The sequence below is a fragment of the Pseudomonas sp. PDM09 genome (assembly GCF_014852305.1).
GTDB lineage: Bacteria > Pseudomonadota > Gammaproteobacteria > Pseudomonadales > Pseudomonadaceae > Aquipseudomonas.
In genome coordinates, this window is record NZ_JACVBI010000003.1 from 470,955 (window position 1) to 490,319 (window position 19,365).

At 59.2% G+C, this 19,365-nt stretch carries 14 protein-coding genes; 7 read left to right on the forward strand and 7 right to left on the reverse strand.

Annotated elements, in window-relative coordinates:
* Positions 1 to 22: 22 nt before the first annotated feature.
* Positions 23 to 814 (reverse strand): crotonase/enoyl-CoA hydratase family protein, encoded by a 792-nt coding sequence (locus IB250_RS10860; RefSeq protein WP_192344086.1) that lies wholly within the window; start codon positions 812 to 814, stop codon positions 23 to 25.
* Positions 815 to 1,236: 422 nt separating this feature from the next.
* Here IB250_RS10860 and IB250_RS10865 point away from each other — a divergent pair, with 422 nt between their 5' ends.
* On the forward strand, positions 1,237 to 2,910 hold the full coding sequence (locus IB250_RS10865; protein WP_007899905.1) for a DEAD/DEAH box helicase: 1,674 nt from the start codon (positions 1,237 to 1,239) through the stop codon (positions 2,908 to 2,910).
* Between the two features lie 183 nt (positions 2,911 to 3,093).
* Here the strand turns inward: IB250_RS10865 and IB250_RS10870 are convergent, their stop codons facing one another.
* The gene (locus tag IB250_RS10870; protein WP_192344087.1) at positions 3,094 to 3,861 is read right to left on the reverse strand and encodes a DODA-type extradiol aromatic ring-opening family dioxygenase; all 768 of its coding nucleotides are present in this window, start codon (positions 3,859 to 3,861) and stop codon (positions 3,094 to 3,096) included.
* Positions 3,862 to 3,964: 103 nt separating this feature from the next.
* On the opposite strand from IB250_RS10870, the gene IB250_RS10875 reads away from it, so the two are divergent.
* Positions 3,965 to 4,621 (forward strand): thiopurine S-methyltransferase, encoded by a 657-nt coding sequence (locus tag IB250_RS10875; RefSeq protein ID WP_192344088.1) that lies wholly within the window; start codon positions 3,965 to 3,967, stop codon positions 4,619 to 4,621.
* Between the two features lie 103 nt (positions 4,622 to 4,724).
* On the opposite strand, the gene htpX is transcribed toward IB250_RS10875, so the two are convergent.
* Both htpX and IB250_RS10885 read right to left on the reverse strand, forming a co-directional pair.
* Positions 4,725 to 5,612, reverse strand: coding sequence for a protease HtpX (htpX, locus tag IB250_RS10880; protein WP_008075669.1), 888 nt, complete (start codon positions 5,610 to 5,612; stop codon positions 4,725 to 4,727).
* 317 nt (positions 5,613 to 5,929) lie between these two features.
* Positions 5,930 to 7,141, reverse strand: a complete 1,212-nt coding sequence (locus IB250_RS10885; protein ID WP_123497595.1) for a pyridoxal phosphate-dependent aminotransferase — start codon at positions 7,139 to 7,141, stop codon at positions 5,930 to 5,932.
* Between the two features lie 226 nt (positions 7,142 to 7,367).
* Between IB250_RS10885 and msrB the strand changes: the two genes are divergently transcribed.
* The 3 genes from msrB (at position 7,368) to IB250_RS10900 (ending at position 8,894) form a co-directional block, all read left to right on the forward strand.
* Positions 7,368 to 7,763 carry a peptide-methionine (R)-S-oxide reductase MsrB gene (gene msrB / locus IB250_RS10890; RefSeq protein ID WP_192344089.1) on the forward strand — a complete coding sequence of 132 codons (396 nt, stop codon included), beginning with the start codon at positions 7,368 to 7,370 and terminating at the stop codon, positions 7,761 to 7,763.
* Between the two features lie 187 nt (positions 7,764 to 7,950).
* A complete protein-coding gene (locus IB250_RS10895) occupies positions 7,951 to 8,436 on the forward strand; it encodes a glutathione peroxidase (RefSeq protein ID WP_192344090.1) in 486 nt (161 codons plus the stop codon).
* Positions 8,433 to 8,894 (forward strand): MarR family winged helix-turn-helix transcriptional regulator, encoded by a 462-nt coding sequence (locus tag IB250_RS10900; protein ID WP_007895038.1) that lies wholly within the window; start codon positions 8,433 to 8,435, stop codon positions 8,892 to 8,894. The genes IB250_RS10895 and IB250_RS10900 overlap by 4 nt, the downstream gene beginning before the upstream one ends.
* Here IB250_RS10900 and IB250_RS10905 read toward each other — a convergent pair.
* Positions 8,878 to 11,199 carry a response regulator gene (locus tag IB250_RS10905; protein WP_192344091.1) on the reverse strand — a complete coding sequence of 774 codons (2,322 nt, stop codon included), beginning with the start codon at positions 11,197 to 11,199 and terminating at the stop codon, positions 8,878 to 8,880. The two genes, IB250_RS10900 and IB250_RS10905, sit on opposite strands and share 17 nt — an antisense overlap.
* Positions 11,200 to 11,353: 154 nt before the next feature.
* Here IB250_RS10905 and IB250_RS10910 point away from each other — a divergent pair, with 154 nt between their 5' ends.
* Both IB250_RS10910 and IB250_RS10915 read left to right on the forward strand, forming a co-directional pair.
* Entirely contained in the window at positions 11,354 to 12,244 is an 891-nt protein-coding gene (locus IB250_RS10910) for an ATP-binding protein (RefSeq protein ID WP_192344092.1), read from the forward strand.
* Positions 12,241 to 12,723, forward strand: a complete 483-nt coding sequence (locus tag IB250_RS10915; RefSeq protein WP_008075659.1) for a GAF domain-containing protein — start codon at positions 12,241 to 12,243, stop codon at positions 12,721 to 12,723. The genes IB250_RS10910 and IB250_RS10915 overlap by 4 nt, the downstream gene beginning before the upstream one ends.
* Here IB250_RS10915 and IB250_RS10920 read toward each other — a convergent pair whose 3' ends face one another.
* Both IB250_RS10920 and IB250_RS10925 read right to left on the reverse strand, forming a co-directional pair.
* Positions 12,724 to 15,666: an HD domain-containing phosphohydrolase gene (locus IB250_RS10920; RefSeq protein ID WP_192344093.1), complete on the reverse strand. Its 2,943-nt coding sequence runs from the start codon at positions 15,664 to 15,666 to the stop codon at positions 12,724 to 12,726. It lies immediately after the preceding gene.
* Positions 15,667 to 15,715: 49 nt separating this feature from the next.
* Positions 15,716 to 19,360 (reverse strand): transporter substrate-binding domain-containing protein, encoded by a 3,645-nt coding sequence (locus IB250_RS10925; RefSeq protein ID WP_192344094.1) that lies wholly within the window; start codon positions 19,358 to 19,360, stop codon positions 15,716 to 15,718.
* Between the last annotated feature and the right edge of the window lie 5 nt (positions 19,361 to 19,365).

Sequence of the window (19,365 nt, forward strand, 5' to 3'; positions counted from 1 at the left end):
GGCCTCGCAGCCAATACATCCCTCAAACCCCTTTGAAAACCCCCGGCCGTTTCTCGATCATCGACCGCACACCCTCCTTGGCATCCTCGCTGTTCAGCAGTTTTTTCACCAGCGCCGGCAAGGCCTGAGCTGCCGCCATTTCACCCTCATAGCGCGCCTGCCGGGCCGACATCAACGTCGCCTGAACCCCCAGCGGGGCCTGTCGGGCAATCCGCTCCGCCAATTCAATGGCCCGCGGCAACAAATCCTCGCTGGCCATGACCTCCTGCACCAACCCCAGATGCAAGGCGTCATGAGCATCGAACTCATCGCCAGTCAGCAGCCAGCGCATGGCATTGCCCCAGCCGGCGACCTGATGCAGGCGCAAAGTCGCGCCACCAAACGGGAAGATTCCGCGCTGCACTTCCTTCTGGGCAAAACGGGTATTGCTGGCGCACAGGTTGATGTCGGCGGCCAGCATCAGCTCGATGCCAACGGTCAGGCAGTAGCCTTGCGCAGCGACAATCACCGGTTTGCTGACCCGAGGGCCTGCGAGCACGCCCCATGGGTCGCAGCCACCGGGTGGCGCCTGCCAGCCTTCGGCCAGAGCCGCGCCGGCGCTGACCAGATCGAGCCCGGCAGTGAAATGCTCGCCATGGCCGAACACCACCGCCACCCGCGCCTCGCTGTCGGCCTCGAACTCACCATAGGCCAGGCTGAGTTCGTTGAGCAGGTCGAGGTCGAAGGCATTACGTTTGGCCACCCGATCCAGACCGATCATCAGGACATGACCGTGTCGTTCACGGGTTACACGACTGGGACTGGGCTGATTCATGGGACATTTCCTCGGGTGGGGAAGGGGTGTCAGACCGAAGGGGCTGCGTCGCTAGAGTGAACCGTTTTAGCGCCATCGTCAGCAGGGCCGGGCCTTTGCAAAATAGACCGTCGCACAATTATCCGCAAAGCCCGTGACACAACGGTATGCGCCGGTTTTTTCCGATAAAAAAAGCTCCCTTTTCGGGCGAATTCCGGTATAGTGCGCGCCGGCCTTTAACCGGGCCGCGTTTAGGTAGCGCAATTCCCCGAAGCCAGCTTCGGCTGCACGTCCGCACAGCGGACTCTTCCTTGACGAATCTTTTTCATTCATTCGTTTTCGCAAATCCCCGCCGACAAAGCAGCCAGGGCGACTCTTGAGTCTTACACGGCATGCGCAGCTTTGGAGCATGGGTCTTTGCGGATGCACTTAGAGGCAGACCCATGACCCAGGAAACCGGCGGCTTCGCCGCTTTTAATCTTAATCCGAATATTCTTGCAGCTGTCATTGCGACCGGCTACGAAGAACCTTCGGCTATTCAGCAGCAATCGATCCCGATCATCATGGCCGGTCACGACATGATTGGTCAGGCGCAAACCGGTACGGGTAAAACCGCCGCGTTCGCCCTGCCGATCCTGCACCGCATCGATCCTGCAAAGCGCGAGCCGCAAGCCCTGATCCTGGCGCCAACCCGCGAGTTGGCGCTGCAAGTAGCAACCGCTTTCGAAACCTACGCCAAGCAAATGCCGGGCGTTACCGTTGTGGCCGTTTACGGCGGCGCGCCTATGGGCCCACAACTGAAAGCAATCCGTAATGGCGCACAGATTGTTGTCGCCACGCCGGGCCGTCTGTGCGACCACCTGCGTCGTGACGAAAAAGTCCTGGCTACCGTGAACCACCTGGTTCTCGACGAAGCCGATGAAATGCTCAAACTGGGTTTCATGGACGACCTCGAAGTTATCTTCAAGGCCCTGCCAGCAACCCGTCAGACCGTATTGTTCTCGGCCACCCTGCCGCAGTCGATCCGTGCCATTGCCGAACGCCATCTGCGCGATCCGCAACACGTGAAGATCCAGACCAAGACTCAGACAGTTACCGCGATCGAACAGGCTCACCTGTTGGTTCACGCTGACCAGAAGACCTCGGCTGTATTGAGCCTGCTGGAAGTGGAAGATTTCGACGCCCTGATCATGTTCGTGCGCACCAAGCAAGCGACCCTGGACCTGGCCAGTGCCCTGGAAGCCAAAGGCTACAAAGCCGCTGCGCTGAACGGTGACATTGCTCAGAACCAGCGTGAGCGCGTGATCGAATCCCTCAAGGATGGTCGTCTGGACATCGTTGTGGCGACCGACGTTGCCGCTCGTGGTCTGGACGTTCCGCGTATCACTCACGTGTTCAACGTTGATATGCCGTACGATCCTGAGTCCTACGTTCACCGTATCGGCCGTACCGGCCGTGCCGGTCGCGAAGGTCGTGCACTTCTGCTGGTGACTCCTCGTGAGCGCCGCATGCTGCAAGTGATCGAGCGTGTAACCGGTCAGAAGGTTGCCGAAGTTCGTCTGCCGGACGCCCAGGCCGTTCTCGATGCTCGCATCAAGAAACTGACCAACAGCCTGTCGCCGCTGGTCGCTGATGCCGAATCGACTCACGGTGATCTGCTGGATCGCCTGACCGCCGACATCGGTTGCACCCCGCGTGCACTGGCCGCTGCTCTGCTGCGCAAGGCAACCAACGCTCAGGCGCTGACCCTGGCCGCAATCGAGAAAGAACGTCCACTGGTGCCGAACAACGCACCGCGTGGCGATCGTCCAGAGCGTTCCGGTGATCGTCCGGACCGTGGTGATCGCGAGCGTCGTGCTCCGGTTCCATTGGCCGAAGGTCGTGCTCGTTGCCGTACCGCGCTGGGTGCGCGTGATGGTATCGCTGCCAAGAACCTGCTGGGCGCCATCCTGAATGAAGGCGGTTTGGCGCGTGAAGCCATCGGTCGCATCCAGGTGCGTGACAGCTTCAGCCTCGTCGAGCTGCCGGAAGATGGTCTGGAGAAGCTGCTGACCAAACTGAAGGACACTCGCGTTGCCGGTAAGCAGTTGAAGCTGCGTCGCTATCGCGAAGATTGATCCGCTCTTGAGCTGATTGATCGCACATAAAAAATCCCCGACTGGTTCGGGGATTTTTTTTGCCTGCTGTTGATCGTTCCCACGCTCTGCGTGGGAATGCAGCCCGGGACGCTCCGCGTCCCAGAAGCGGACGCAGAGCGTCCATTGATTCATTCCCACGCAGAGCGTGGGAACGATCAAGTGTCAGCCAAAGCGATAAATGTCCATCCCCAACGCCCCCATGGTAAACCCCTGATGGGCAACGCTGAACTCACCCCCGGCTGCACGGGCGAAGTACAGCGGCAACAGATGTTCGTCACTCGGATGGTTGCGCACAGCATTCGGAGCTTGCTGACGATAGTCGTGCAACGCGGCTTCGTCGTTCGCTTCGAGTTTCTCGATCATCCAGTCGCGGAACGCCCTGGCCCAGGGTTCGACGCTTTCCGGGCCGGCGTGCCAGTCCAGTTCGCGCAGGTTGTGGGTGATGCTGCCGGAGCCGATCAACAGCACACCGTGCTCGCGCAGGCTGGCCAAGGCATGGCCGACGCGAGTTTGCAGGGCAGGGCCGCCACGGGTGGGAAGCGAGACCTGCACCACCGGGATGTCAGCCTGCGGATACATCAACGACAAGGGCACCCAAACACCGTGGTCGAACGGTTGCTGGCTGTCGATGCGCGCCGGCAGGCCATCGGCCTTCAGCAGCTCGACCACCTCCGCCGCCAGTTGCGGATTGCCTGGGGCCGGGTATTGCACCTCGAACAAGGCCTGCGGAAAGCCGCCGAAGTCGTGCCAGGTTTCAGGCTGTGGGTTGCCGCTGACCAACAGTTCACTGCTTTCCCAGTGCGCGGAAACCATCACGATGGCTTTGGGTTTCGGCAATGCGGCGGCCAGGCGTGCGAGGGCCGGCCCGCTGGCGCCTGGTTCCAGGGCTAGCATCGGGGAGCCATGAGAGATATACAGGCTGGGGAACATGAATGAGCTCCTGAGAGTAAGATGGCACCATCTTCAGTCAGATCATTGATCTAAATCTAATATAAGTTTTAGGGTCTTTTGATCGAATTTTTCGGGGTTAATTATGCAGCCGGAGTTTTGGCACAAACGATGGGCGTCGAATCAGATCGGCTTTCATCTGCCGGAAGTGAATCCACATCTGCAACGGTTTTGGCCAGCGTTGGGCCTGGAAGAGGGCGCTCGTGTTCTAGTGCCGCTGTGTGGGAAAAGTCTGGATCTGTTGTGGCTGGCGCACCTAGGTCATGAGGTCTTGGGAATTGAGCTGTCGGAAAAGGCCGTGGAGGATTTCTTCGCTGAGCATCAATTTGACCCGGACATCAGTGAACAGGGGCCTTTCAAGGTCTACCGTGCCGGTTCAATCGAATTGTGGTGTGGCGATTTCTTTGAGTTGACGGCAGGCGATGTGGCCGACTGCAGCGGGTTGTACGACCGTGCGGCGTTGATTGCCCTGCCGCCGGCGATGCGTGAGCGATATGCCGAGCATCTGAAGCGGATTCTTCCGAAGGATTCTCTGGGGCTGTTGATTACCCTGGATTACGATCAGGCGCAGATGGACGGGCCGCCGTTTGCGGTGCTGGATGATGAGGTGCAGCGGTTGTTCGGCGATGTGTGGGCGCTGAAGATTCTGGAAGACCAGGACGTCCTGGGTGAGAGCTGGAAGTTTCTTGAGGCCGGTGTGACGCGGCTTGAGGAGCGGGTATATCGGGTTTCCAGCCGATAGATTTGTAGTGGTTGTACCGGCCCCATCGCGAGCACCACACCCTCAAGCAGACAAAAAAAGGCCCGCATCATCGCTGCGGGCCTTTTCTTTTGGTGCGGAGCCGTCAGCCCCGACGACGCAATGCGTCAATGCGCTCTTCCAGCGGCGGGTGGCTCATGAACATACGGGCGAACCCTTGTTTGAGACCACCGTTGATGCCAAACGCATTCAGCGTGTCCGGCATGTGCACCGGCAGCCCTTGTTCTGCACGCAGACGCTGCAGGGCACCGATCATTGCACTGGTACCCGCCAGGCGTGCACCGGCATCGTCGGCACGGAATTCGCGTTTGCGCGAGAACCACATGACGATGGCGCTGGCCAGGATGCCCAGGACCAGTTCAGCGAAGATGGTCGCTACGTAGTAGGCGATACCTTGGCCTTCTTCGTTCTTGAAGATCACCTTGTCGACAAAGTTACCGATGATCCGGGCGAAGAACATCACAAAGGTGTTCACCACGCCCTGGATCAACGCCAGGGTGACCATGTCGCCATTGGCCACGTGGCCGATTTCATGGGCCAGAACGGCTTTCACTTCATCCGGCGAAAAACGCTCGAGCAAGCCCTGGCTGACCGCGACCAGTGCATCGTTCTTGTTCCAGCCGGTGGCGAAGGCGTTGGCTTCATAGGCCGGGAAAATCCCGACCTCGGGCATCTTGATCCCGGCTTCGCGGGACAATTGCTCGACAGTTTGCAGCAGCCATTGCTCGTGCCGGGTGCGCGGCTGGCTGATGATCTGGGTGCTGGTGCTCATTTTCGCCATCCACTTGGAGATGAACAGCGAGAACAGGGAACCGGCGAAACCAAAGACCGCACAGAAAATCAGCAGCTGATTGAGGTTGAGATCAACCCCGTTGGCCGCCATGAACCCGTTGAAGCCGAAAAGGCTCAGGGTGATGCTGGCAATCAGCACGACCGCCAGGTTAGTGGCCAAAAACAGCAAAATGCGCATCATGGTTGTAGAAATCTCCTCGTGCTAAAGATGTAGCGTACTGCGGGGTATATAAGGTGCTGCACCGGGCTATTCAACCGAGTGACTATTTCAAACTGTGTCCTACAGCAACAGTCTAGCGGCTTGAAGGGCATTTCCGACGTCGGCATGGGAAACGGTTGTCAGCTAATTAGCGTCGCAGGCCCCCGTCGTTGTTAGGCGCGGGCATGAAACGTGTCGTCCGTCAGCGCTTGAAACAACGATACAGGGTAGGGTGCACAGATGTGTTGCTGAATTAATCACCGTGCGACTTTGACCCGCGTCGCACGGTGACAGGCCACTTACTGGCGATAGGATTTTAGGAAGTTACCGATCCGGCCAATCGCCTGATCCAGGTCGTCGAGTCGTGGCAGGGTGACCACACGGAAGTGGTCCGGCCATGGCCAGTTGAAGGCCGTGCCTTGTACTACCAGCAGTTTCTCCGAGAGCAGCAGGTCGAGCACGAATTTCTCGTCGTTGTGGATCGGGCAGACTTTCGGGTCGATCCGCGGGAACGCATACAGCGCGCCCATCGGCTTGACGCAGCTCACGCCCGGAATGTCGTTCAGCAGCTCCCAGGTACGATTGCGCTGTTCCAGCAGACGCCCTTGTGGCAGCACCAGATCGTTGATGCTCTGATAGCCGCCCAGCGCGGTCTGAATGGCGTGCTGGCTCGGCACGTTGGCACACAGGCGCATATTGGCCAGCATGTCGATGCCTTCGATGTAGCTTTGGGCATGATGTTTCGGGCCGGAAATGACGACCCAGCCGGAGCGGAAACCGGCCACGCGATAGGACTTGGACAGACCGTTGAAGGTCAGGCACAGCAAGTCCGGCGCCAGCGAGGCGGTGCAGATGTGCACGGCGTCGTCGTACAGGATCTTGTCGTAGATTTCGTCGGAGAACACCACCAGATTGTGCTGACGGGCCAGTTCCAGCATGCCCAGCAGCACTTCCTTCGAGTACACCGCACCGGTCGGGTTATTCGGGTTGATGATCACCAGCGCCTTGGTGTTCGGCGTGATCTTGGCCTTGATGTCGGCCAGGTCCGGCCACCAGTTGGCCTGCTCGTCGCACAGGTAATGCACTGGGTTGCCGCCCGACAGGCTGACTGCGGCAGTCCACAGTGGATAGTCGGGAGCCGGCACCAGCACTTCGTCGCCGTTGTTGAGCAGGGCCTGCATCGACATCACGATCAGCTCGGAAACGCCGTTGCCCAGGTAGATGTCTTCGATGCCGACGCCTTCCACCTGTTTTTGCTGGTAGTACTGCATCACGGCCTTGCGGGCGCTGAACAGGCCCTTGGAGTCGCTGTAGCCCTGGGCGGTCGGCAGGTTGCGGATCACGTCCTGAAGGATTTCATCCGGCGCTTCGAAACCAAAGGGCGCCGGGTTGCCGATGTTCAGCTTGAGGATGCGATGGCCTTCCTCTTCCAGGCGTTTGGCGTGCTTGAGCACTGGGCCGCGAATGTCGTAGCAGACGTTGGCGAGCTTGTTCGATTTGCTGACCTGCATGGCGATGTGTTCCCGAAAATGAACGATCCAGGCGGCGTATGAACGACCGTACTGGGAATCCTGCGTATTCACACAGGCCTGACGCCTTGAGTGGCGGCATTCATAAATCCGTTTGAATGCACGTGGTCTGGCTGCCAGACTGGCGTTTGACGAGGCGCAATCATACGTGCCGCCCGATCCGTGGAAAAGGTACAGATCGGGCTTTTTCAGCTGCTGAGGTGTGATCATGGAAAAGTTGGAAAAAACCCTGGAAGAATGGCGGGCCATGCTCGATCCGGAGCAATACAACGTTTGCCGCCTCAAGGGCACCGAGCGGCCGTTCTCCGGTAAGTACAACGACAGCAAGGTCGACGGTGTTTACCACTGCATCTGCTGCAATGCGCCGCTGTTCGACTCCAGGACCAAATTCGATTCCGGTTGCGGCTGGCCGAGCTTCTACGCGCCGATCGGCGACAGCGCCATGGTCGAGATCCGTGATGTCAGCCACGGCATGATCCGCACCGAAGTGGTCTGCGCCAAGTGCGATGCGCACCTTGGGCATGTATTCCCGGACGGTCCGCCGCCCACCGGCCTGCGTTATTGCATCAACTCAGTGTGCCTGGACCTCGTTCCCCGCGAGTAAGGCGAGCCCCGTAGGAGCGAAGCTTGCTCGCGAAGGCGTCGGGTCAGTCAACATCAGTGTTGAATGTTAAGACGCCTTCGCGAGCAAGCTTCGCTCCTACAGAAGATCAGCGTCTCACAATTTAAATTGCACGCAATTCAATTGCTCGCTATGTTTGGTCTTTGTTCTTCCACTCGGAGTTCGTGCCATGAGCGACAACCTGTTGAGCATCCCTTGCACCACCATCAAGGGCGAGCAAAAGACCCTGGCCGATTTCGCCGGCAAAGCGGTGCTGGTGGTCAACACCGCCAGCAAGTGCGGGTTCACCCCACAGTACAAAGGCCTCGAAGAGCTGTGGCAAACCTACAAGGATAAAGGCCTGGTGGTGCTCGGCTTTCCCTGCAATCAGTTCGGCAAGCAAGAGCCGGGCAACGAGGGGGCGATTTCCGAGTTCTGCGAGTTGAACTACGGGGTGAGCTTCCCGCTGTTCAAGAAGATCGAAGTCAATGGTGCCGGCGCCCATCCACTGTTCGTTCAGCTGAAAAAACGCGCACCGGGCGTGCTGGGATCCCAGGGCATCAAGTGGAACTTCACCAAGTTCCTGATCGGCAAGGATGGCAAGTTGGTCAAGCGCTTTGCTCCGGCGACCAAGCCGCAGGACCTGAGCCGCGAGATCGAAGCCCTGCTCAAATGAATACGTTGTCAGTTGATTCACTGAAGCTCGACAGCCAGCTCTGCTTCAAGCTGTATGCCGCATCGCGGGCGGTGATCCGTGCCTACAAGCCTATGCTCGATCAGTTGGGCCTGACTTACCCGCAATACCTGGCGATGCTGGTGTTGTGGGAATGGCAGGAGACGGCGCCGGAGCAGCCGACGGTCAAGGCCTTGGGTGAGCGCCTGGCGCTGGATTCCGGAACCTTGACGCCGCTGCTCAAGCGCCTTGAGCAACTGCAACTGGTGCAGCGTCAGCGTTCGGCGCGCGATGAGCGTGAGGTGCACTTGAGCCTGTCGCCCGCCGGCAAGGCTTTGCGCGATCAGGTCGGGCCACTCAAGGCCCGGCTGTTATGTGATAGCGGCGTCGATCTGGATCGCCTGAATGATCTGCGCGATGGCCTCGATCACCTGCTGGGGCAAATCAAAGCGCTGTCGTAGTAGGTATCCACAAGTCGAGCAAAGCAGCCAGTTCTTCCCGGCGGAAAGGTTTGGCCAGGTAGTCACTCATGCCCGCTGCACGGCAGCGTTCGCGCTCTTCGGACATGGCGTTGGCGGTCAGGGCGACGATGGGCAGCTGTGGCCAGCGCCCGCTGCGACGAATCTGCCGACTGGCTTCATAGCCATCCATCACCGGCATGTTGCAGTCCATGAGCACCAGATCGAATTCGCTCTGCTCAAGCTGATCCAGCGCTTCGCCGCCGTGGGCCGCGACGCTCACCTCGCAACCGAGTTTTCCGAGCATGCCTTTGGCCACCAATTGATTGACCGGATTGTCCTCCACCAGCAGGATGCGTCCGCGTCGCAGGGGTGAGATGGCTTCGATCCGCGCCCCGTTGATGGTGGTGAGTTCCGGCTGCAAGATCCGCCGCAATGTCTGGTAAAGCGCATTGCGCGCCAGAGGTCGCGCCTGTTGCTGCAAGGGCGCGAAGGCGTTGACTTGGTCGCTGGGCAGGAAACTGCCGTAGGCGGTCACCAGCAGAATCGGCGCGGTGAAGGTAGGGCGCAGGCCAAACAGGCATTCGGGGCAGTCGGTGATCAGCACATCCGGCTTCAGCCCGATCAACTGGTCATCGATGGAACGCTGCTGATAGTCGAGGCCCCAGCTGGGCAGCAGACTGTGCAGCAGTTCCGCCAGACCGCTGCTGGCGGCGGTGATCGCGACGATATTGCCCCGCAGTGCGGCCGGGGAAATGGCCCGGGTATGGCAGGGCAGGGGCAGGTCGGCGCAGAACTGGCTGCCAAAGCCCGCTTCCGAGCTGATTGTCAGACGCCCTTGCATGGCTTCGCAGAGGCTATAAGTCAGCGCCAGGCCCAACCCGGTGCCGCCAAATTGCCGGGTAATACCGGCACCGGCCTGGGTGAAGGGCTGGAAGATTTTCACCTGCGCATCCTGGGCGATGCCGATGCCAGTGTCGCAGACTTCGATTCGCACACCGTCTTCGAACGTTGAAAGACGCACATCGACCCGTCCGAAACGGGTGAATTTGAGAGCGTTGGACAACAAGTTGCTGACGATCTGCCGGACCCGGGTCGGATCACCGAGCACCAGAGCGGGAAATTGCGGGTCGATCAGGCATGCCAGCTCGACACTGGGCGCGGCGTTCTGGGACAGCAGGTTGGCGGTGTCTTCGATTAGCGAACCAAGGTCGAACGGAATGTGTTCGAGTTCGAGCTGGCCGGCATCGAACTTCGACAGGTCGAGAATATCGTTGAGCAGTTCCACCAGCACTTTGCCCGAGTCATGGGCGATGGACAGCTGTTGCTGCTGCTCGGCATTGAGCGGGCCGTCCAGCGAGAGCGCGATCATGCCGAGCAGACCGTTGAGGGGCGTGCGGATTTCATGACTCATGTTGGCCAGGAACACCGAGCGCGCTTCGGCCATGTCCAGGGCAGTGCTGCGGGCGACCTCCAGCTCCTCGTTCGATTGGCTGAGGCGGGAATTGATCGCCTTGAGTTCCGCGGTGCGGGCCGAGACGATGTTTTCCAGTTGCGAGAGGTAGTCGGTCAGGCGGTTTTCGGCGTTTCGCCGTTGCTGGATTTCGGTGGCGATGTTTTCAAACTGCTGATTGGCGACCTTGACCAAGACTCCGATTTCATCGTTTTCATGCCCCATCGGACACTCCAGCAACGTCGGTTCCGCGCTGCGCGGATCACGGCCACTGAGTTCGCGGATAACCCGCACCAGCGGTTTGGTCAGCATCACATAAAACAGCGCCAGCAGAATGCCCGTGAGAATCAGGCTGCGCGCGAAGCCATTGAGCAGGGTCACTTCGGCCCGGCGCAGGAAACGACTGCCGAAGGTGTAGGTATCGACTTCCAGTTGCAAGGTCCCGAGGGATTCGTCCGGCAAGTGGTCGAGGTAAAGGCGGTCTGCGAACTGCCGGTTGGCGCCGAACAGGAAGTCGCTGATCATCCGGTCATTGTTTTCCAGGCCCGGACGTTTGACGCTGGCCAGCACGGTATTGTTGTTGTCGGTCAATTGCGCGCCGATGATTGCCGGCGAGCGCAACAGACCCAGGGCCAGTTCCTGAGCAAGTTCGGCATCGATGTTGTAAGCGATGCGAGATGCGGGGTTATGGCTGATTTCCAGCAAGGACAGTATTTCGCGGTTGATGGAGGCGTCTTCGCTGGCATAATCGATGCCTATTTGCAGCAGGCTGAGCAGCGTGCCCAGAATGAAGCCGGCCAGCACCGTAATCCTGGCCTGTTTGTACGACAGCCGGTGGCTGAACTTGATATCCATGGGATGTTGAACCACTTCCGTTTCCCTTCGCTGCTCAAGCATAGTCGATCATCAATGGATACCGATGTTCTCGCAAAACACCCATAGGGGGGGTAGGCGCTGTGTTTCGTCGTTGTACCGCCATCATTACCGTGAACGTGCCCGAGGAGAAGACGTGGATTCCCGATTGAATGCTTTTCTTGAACGCGCCGATGCCGTTCTGGCCCGTATCGAGCCGCTGCTCCCCGCGCCTCGGCAAGCCATCGACTGGGCGCACTGCCTGGCCGCACGCTGGCAGCGCGAGGGGCGCAGCGGTTTTCTGTTGCCGCTGCAAGTCAGCCTGGACACGCGTTTGTCCGACTTGATCGGCGTTGACCGGCAACTGGAGCAACTGGGCCGCAACACCCGCCAGTTCCTCGATGGCATGCCGGCCAACCATGCTTTGCTCTGGGGTTCGCGGGGCACCGGTAAATCGTCGCTGGTGCGTGCCTTGCTGTCGGAACACGCCAAAAGTGGCTTGCGGCTGATCGAGATCGAACGCGATCACCTGGCGGACTTGCCGCGCGTGGTCGAGCAGATCGCCAAGTTGCCTCAGCGCTTTGTGCTGTTTTGCGATGACCTGTCGTTCGATTCGGGCGAGGGCGATTACCGCGTGCTCAAGAGCGTGCTCGATGGTTCTCTCGAACAGGCGCCAGATAACGTTCTGCTGTACGCCACTTCCAACCGTCGCCATCTGGTGCCGGAAAAGGAAAGCGATAACGAGAACTGGAAAAGGGTCGATGGCGAACTCCATCCCAGTGAGGCGGTGGAAGACAAGATCGCGCTGTCGGACCGTTTTGGCCTGTGGCTGTCGTTCTATCCGTTTACTCAGGAGCATTTCCTCAACGTCGTCGAACACTGGATCGGCCAATTGGCCGACAAGGCCGGCCTTGAGTGGCAGCGTGACGAAGAGCTGGACATCCTCGCAGTGCGCTGGGCCACGGGCCGGGGCAATCGCAACGGACGTTGCGCGTATCAATTTGCCCGCTATTGGGTCGGGCTGAAGCTGTTGGAGCACAAGGCATGATCGATTTACAAAAGAGCGGCCAGGGCCTGGAGGGCTACGGCATGCTGTGGGCGCAGCTGGAATCACTGCTGGCAGACGAGCGTGATTTTATCGCCAACGCCGCACAATTTTCGGCGTTTCTGTTCAACCAGCTCGATGACCTGAACTGGGCCGGTTTCTACCTTAATCGCAACGAAGAACTGGTGCTTGGCCCGTTTCAGGGGCAGATCGCCTGTGTACGAATTCCATTCGGTCGTGGTGTGTGCGGGGCGGCAGCAGCCACCTTGCAGACTCAACGGGTCGAAGATGTACATGCGTTCCCCGGGCACATCGCGTGCGACAGTGCCTCGAACAGTGAGCTGGTGGTACCGCTGGTCAAGGACGGTCGACTGATCGGTGTGCTGGATCTCGACAGCCCGAAACTTGCACGTTTTACTGCTGAAGATCAGGCCGGTATCGAGCAACTGGCGGCGATTTTCCTGCGTCTGACCGACTGCTGATCAGGCCTTCAAGCCGGCCTTGATCAGCAGGCTTGACGGGTCGACCGCATCAATCTGTCGTGGGTCGAGAAAACGGTTGGCGTACTGCAAATAGACTTCATCGTTGATGAACAACCCGAACAACTCAGCGTCAATGTGGGCGTCACGGCACATGGTGGCCATGATGCCCAGCGCTTCGCTCAAGGACTTGGCTTTCTTGTAGGGGCGGTCGGCGGCGGTCAGCGCTTCGAAGATATCGGCAATCGCCATCATCCGCGCCGGCAAGCTCATGTCTTCGCGCTTCAAGCGTTTGGGATAACCGGTGCCGTCCATTTTTTCGTGGTGGCCACCGGCGATCTCCGCGACGTTATTGAGATGGCCGGGGAAGGGCAGGTGACTGAGCATCAGAATCGTCTGCACCATGTGGTGATTGATGATGTAACGCTCCTCGCGGGTCAGGGTGCCTCGGGTGATGCTCAGGTTGTAGAGCTCGCCCCGGTTGTACTTGTAACGTGGCACGTCAAGCTTGAATCCCCACGGATTGTCGGCCGGAATCAGTTCACTGTCGGCGCGTTCTATCAGGTGTTCGGGTTTATCCGCCAGCAGCGGCTCGCTGACCGGCAGAGTCGGCGACGGGCTCCGTGCCTGACGACGGTTCTCTTCCCACGAAACCCCCAGTCGATCGTCCAGGGTTCGGGTCCAGGTGCGTTGAGCGATGGTGTTCAGGCGTTGCAGATCGGCCTCGGCCATGGCCTCGCTGCCAAGATTGCAGCGGGCGATGAACGCGAAATCATCATCCAGCGCCGCCAGGTTCGCATGGCGTAATTGCGCCAGATGTTGCTCGTCACCCCCTAGGGCGACGGCCTGCCAATAATTGATCCAGGCATCACGCTTGAGCACTTCGAACCGTGTGCGGATTTCGTGGATGCGGTCGTTCAGGGTCTCAAGCTTCGTGGCTTTGTCGACCACGTATTCCGGCGTGGTGATCTTGCCGCAATCATGCAGCCAGGCAGCGATGTGCAAGGCTTCCCACTCATCGTCGGTGGGCCGATAGCTGCTGAAGGCCGGGGCCTGACTGGCTGCGGCCGCCTGCGCCAGCATCAGCGTCAGTGCCGGCACCCGTTGGCAATGACCGCCGGTATAGGGACTCTTGGCATCGATCGCGCCAGCCAGCAGTTGAATAAAAGAGTCCAGCAGCTGTTTCTGTTTGGCTTGCAGGCGCTGACTTTCGATACTCACGGCGGCTGCACCGGAAACTGCCTGGAGAAACGCGATGCGGTCCGGACGAAGTTTTTCCAGGTCTTCCTGCGTGCCGCTGTCTTTCAGCAGCAGGATCAGCAGGCCGACAGTTTCGTCATGGCGATTGTGCAGCCGGATACCGATCAGATGAACCCGTGGGCACTCCAGTGCGAGCAAAACCTTCTGCAAATCGCCCGCCTCTTCAAACCCCAGGCTGGTGACGACATTGTTGGCGTTCGACAATTTCTGCATCCATTGAGGGCTCTGCGGGTCCTTTGGCGTGTGTCCTTGAATGGCGAATGACGGCAACGCTTGTGAGTTGCCATGGATGACCAGCGCATGAGGCTCCACGCGATCGTCATCACTTTCCCGCAGGTAGAGCAGACCGGCCTGGGCCTGGCCGATCTTTACGGTTTCAAACAACACCCGTTGCAGCAGCGGGGCAAAACGGGTCTCGGCGCTCAGGCTGTCGGTGATCTGGAAAAAACTCGCCAGGGTGTCTTTCATGCGCGCCATCGACACGCTCAGTTGGTCGACTTCAAGCACCGGCGAGCGACGGGAGGCCGGAAAGTTGAAATCGAAACTACGAATCGCATCGGCTTCCTGCACCAGGGCGCGCAAGGGTTTGACCAGGATTCTCGAGGTCAGCCAACCCATCGGCAGACACAACAGCAGCGTCGCCAGGGTAATCAACGCGCCTTGCCAGCGTATGCGGTAGGCATCGACGAGCAATTCGTCCTCCGGCACCAGTAGCGCCAGTTGCAGTCCCTGCGGGCCACCCTCCTGGATGCTGCTGCGCGCCACGATCCATTGACGGCCCGCGGTGTTCAGGCGATTGACCTCTGAGGGGCTGGTGAGCAGAGTCGCGAGCGTGGGGCTCAGATCGGCGGCCTTGATCAACCGGGCGGTCTGATCGTCGACGATCAGCTTGCTGCTGTCGGGGTAAGCGATCGCATTGCCCTGGGTATCGAACAGCACAATTTCGGTACTGGGGGTCACCACATGTTCGGCCAGGGTCGCGGACAGTTCAGCCAGCGTGAGGTCGGCCCCCATCACTGCATGCTCGCCACTGCGCCGGGCCAGTGTGGTGCCGACGTTGTGGGTGGAGAAAAAAAGGTAGGGCTCGGTGGTGATCTGATCGTGGTTGCCGAGGGCGCTGGAGAACCAGGCGCGGGTACGGGGATCGTAGGTCTCGTCGGGGTTGTCCTGGCGGCTGACAAGGGCCAGGTTCTGATCGAAAAACAATGATTGGGAGCGGATCCGGCCGCCTGGGTGTTCGATGCTCCACACCTGATACGCCGCCGTGGCCGGTGCCTTGACCTGTGTTTTCAGGGTGACGGTACGCAGGGGACGAACCATGAAGAAGTCGCCATTGGCGTAGCCCAGGTACAGCGAGGCCAGATCGGGATTGTCCTTGAGCGATTGGCTGAAGGGCTTGAGCAACACCAGGCGTTGCTCAAGGTCGGGCGCCTGGGTCGCCGGGTTGTCCGCCAGCAGGTTGAGCAGATGACGAATCGGCTGATAGATGCGATGCAGGCCCAGACGGACATCCTGCTCGATGCGGTTGAAGAGTTTTTCGCTGCTGGAAAGGATGATCCGGGTGGTTTGCTGATAGTTGAAAATACCCAGTACCACCCCGGTCAGTAACAACAGGAAGGTGAACATCACACTGATATGGATGTGCAGAGGAAACCGGCGTTGATCCGGGCGCAGTGGGCTGGGCATTGCAGCTTTCTCCATGATGATTAACACACTGCTCAGCCCCCAAGCATAGTTAATGCTCCTTCATTGTGCTTTTGTCATGGCGTGCCATCTGTTGTTGCAATGATTGCTCCAGTTCGAGCATGGCGCGCTCCATGGCCTTGCTGCAATCGGCCACTTCATCGTGGTGGAGTCTGTTATTGCAGGCCTGTTCGAGCGCCTCGCAGCTGTCGATCAGCCGGCAGGCCTGGACGATTCGGGCCGCGCCCTTGATTTTGTGGGCAATGTCGAGGAGTGATTGCCGGTCCTTTGATCCGGATAACGCCAGCAGCGCTTTACGGTCCAGACGGGTGCTGTTCAGCAGTTCGGTCAACAATCGCTGGTTCAGTGTCGGGTTGCCACCGGTCAACAGGTGCAGCCCCTCCAGACTGAAGGCCGGTGTGCGGACCGTCGTCGTGATGCCTTCGACCCTCTGGCTCAAGGCCGTCAGGCTGAGGGGTTTGAACAGGCAATCGTCCATCCCGGCCAGTTTGCAGCGTTGTCTTTCCTCCGGCTGTGCGTTGGCGGTGAAACCCAGAACGGTACAGGGAGGGCGCTGCAGGTGCTGTTCATGTTGGCGAATGGCCCTGGCCAGCTCATATCCATTCATGATCGGCATGTTGCAATCGGCAATCACCAGGTCGAATGGCTGACTCTTCCAGGCTTCGAACCCCGCCTCGCCATCCGCGGCGACGTTGAACCGATGCCCCAGAAACTCCAGTTGCTGACACATGAGCAAGCGATTGGCCGGATGATCATCGACCACCAGCACGTTCAAGGGGGTAGTGCTTGGCTGGATTTGCGGCTCGACAGATTCCGGCATCCGTTCCGTCGGCAGGGTGGCCAGGTTCAGCGAAATGCGGACCTGCGTGCCGACGCCCGACTGACTGTTCAATTGCAGGCTGCCGCCCATCATTTCGCACAGATTGCGACTGATCACCAGGCCCAGCCCCGCACCGCCTCTGGCTAACTGGCCGGAGTTATCGGCCTGGACGAAAGGCTCGAACAACCGCTGTTGATCCTGCTCGCTGATTCCTGCGCCACTGTCTTCCACCAGTAACTGCAACTGGACCCGGTCGGGCTCGTCGGTCGACTCCAACTCGACGCTGATCCTGACCTGGCCCTGTTGCGTGAACTTGATGGCATTGCTGATCAGATTGGACAGCACCTGCTTGAAGCGCATCGGGTCCAACACGACATCGGTGGTCGGTTTGGCAGGGCTGAACTCCAGTTGCAGTCCGAGATTTTTCTGCCGGGCCAGCCCATCGAAAATCCGCACCACCGAAGCTACGGTTTCAGCCAGATTGACGCGCTCCGGGCTCAGGTTCAGACGCCCGGATTCGATGCGCGCAATATCAAGAATGTCCCCGATCAGTTCCAGCAGGTCTTTCGCCGAGTGGTACGCGACGTCGATGGCTGGCCGATCCGGATGACTGTGATCGATACGTTTGAGCGTCAGTTCGAGCATGCCGATGATTGCATTCATGGGCGTGCGGATCTCATGGCTCATGGTCGCCAGAAAGGTGCTTTTAGCTCGGTTGGCGGCATCGGCTTGTTCCTTCGCGGCCCGTAGTTCATCGAACAGTTGCCGGCGTTCGCTGATGTCGATCCAGCCGCCAATGATGCCCTGCACGTCACCGCTGGAGTCGCGATAGGGAAGAATCCAGTGATAGATCGTCAGCTTGCGGTCTTCGATGTGCAACGGACGGTCGAGAATCAGCGGCGTTCCCTCGGCCATGACGCGCTGGTAGTCCGCCTGATATTCCCGTGCTTCGAAGAGGTTGCCGAGGGTGCCCTGTATGACACCTTTACCGATGATGTCTTCGCGTTTCGCGCAGAAGGTTTCCAGATAGCTGTCGTTGCAGCTTTGCAGCAATCCCTGGCGATCACGCACGTAAATGGGATGAGGCGTGCCATTGACCAGCGATCGCATGAATTCCAGTTGATCGTTCAATGCGCGCTCGGCCGCCTGCCGTTGTTTGATCTGGCGCCTCATATAGGCGTTCCAGGCAACGGATATCAGCAGCAACACGCCGGCGCCTGTAACGATCTGATAGAACACGCGATGATAATTGCGCCAGGTACTTTGCGAGGCTGCTGAATAGCCGCGCCAGCGGTTGTTGATGATGCCCAGCTCTTCGGGGGCGATGCTCAGCAGTGCCTTGTCGAGGATGGCATTCAGTTCCTTGGCGTCGCGCCCGGTCGCCAGGGAAAACGCTGCCTGTCGGGTGCCGATGGTGGTGCTGATCTGAAGTGCCTGTTCGAAGATCCGCGATGAAATGAAGTAGTTGGCGATCACCAGTGAGTTCACCGCACCTTCTGCCTGGCCCTCGGCGAGCAACTCAACGGCACTGAACGTGTCCGGCGTTTCAACCAGGTTGATCCGCGGAAACTCGCTGCGCAGGTAATCCACCAGTGGGTTGCCTTGGGCGATGGCCAGGCGTTTATCCTGCAATTGCGTGAGGTTTGCCGGGCTGTCGGCCGCTTTGCGCGTCAGCAGCACAAAGGAATTTTCCAGATAGGGGCGGCTGAAGCTCAACGTCGTTTCACGTTGAACGCTGGGGAGCAGGGCGGCGATCAGATCGGCCTGATGGTCAGCGATCTGCTCGATCATCTCGTCATCGCTTCGGCTACGCTGGATTTCGAAACGCAAACCGGTGCGCAATCTGATCAGCTCGAGCAGATCAGCCGTGACGCCCCGGAAGTTGCCGTCGCTGTCGAAGAACGTCAGTGGCGCAAACGCTTCATTGACCACGACGCGCACGACTGGATGTTGTGCCAGCCAGCGCTCTTCACGGGGGCTGAGTTGCAGCTTGTGATCGGTGAGAAGAATGTCGCTGCCGGCACTCCAGCGTTTGGCGATGTTTTCTCGCTCGCTGGTGGGGATGGCCTTGAGTACTGCGTTGATGATAGCGAGCAGATCCGGATTGTCCTTCTGCACGGCAAAGCTGAAACCATGGGCTTCGTGTTTACCGAAGTTGGCCATGCGGATGTTGTTCAAATACCCCTTGTTGATCATGTAGTGGGTTGAAATGGTGTCGCCGAGAAAAACGTCGGCCTGGTCGAAGGCAACCGCATTGATTGCATTCTGGTAGGACGGGTAAGAGGTGATGATTGCCTTCGGATACAGCGCCCTGACTTCGTCCAGAGGCAGATAGTGATACACCATGCTCAGCCGCATGCCGGCAAGTCCATCGGTCAGCGATCTGGTTTCTCCTTCTCGTGTCACCAGAACGGGTTGATCCACCGCATAAGGCGTGGACAGGGCAATGTCGGCATTGTCGGCCTCGAACCCATTGGCGGTGCCAAGCAAGTCGACCTGGCCTTTTTCCAGCGCCTCGATAGCGGCCCCTCGGGAGGCGAAGCGCTGAACCTTGACCGGCAACCCTATGGCCTTGCCGAGGATGCCTGCGTAATCGGCGGTGAAACCTTCATAGTCGTGGCCGCTGAGGGTCAGGTCGAAAGGAGGATAATCCGGGGCCGATGTACCCAGGATCAATTCACGTTTGTCTTTGACCCATTGTCGTTGTGAGGTGTCCAGTTGGGCTTCCATGTGCCCGGCCGTTGAACGACTGAACAGGGTGTAGTGTTCGCTGGCTGTCTGAGCCGCGAGTACTGAGGTGCTCAGGCATAAACCCGCGGCCATGAGTATCAGACAATCCTTGAAACGGCTGGGCATCCTGT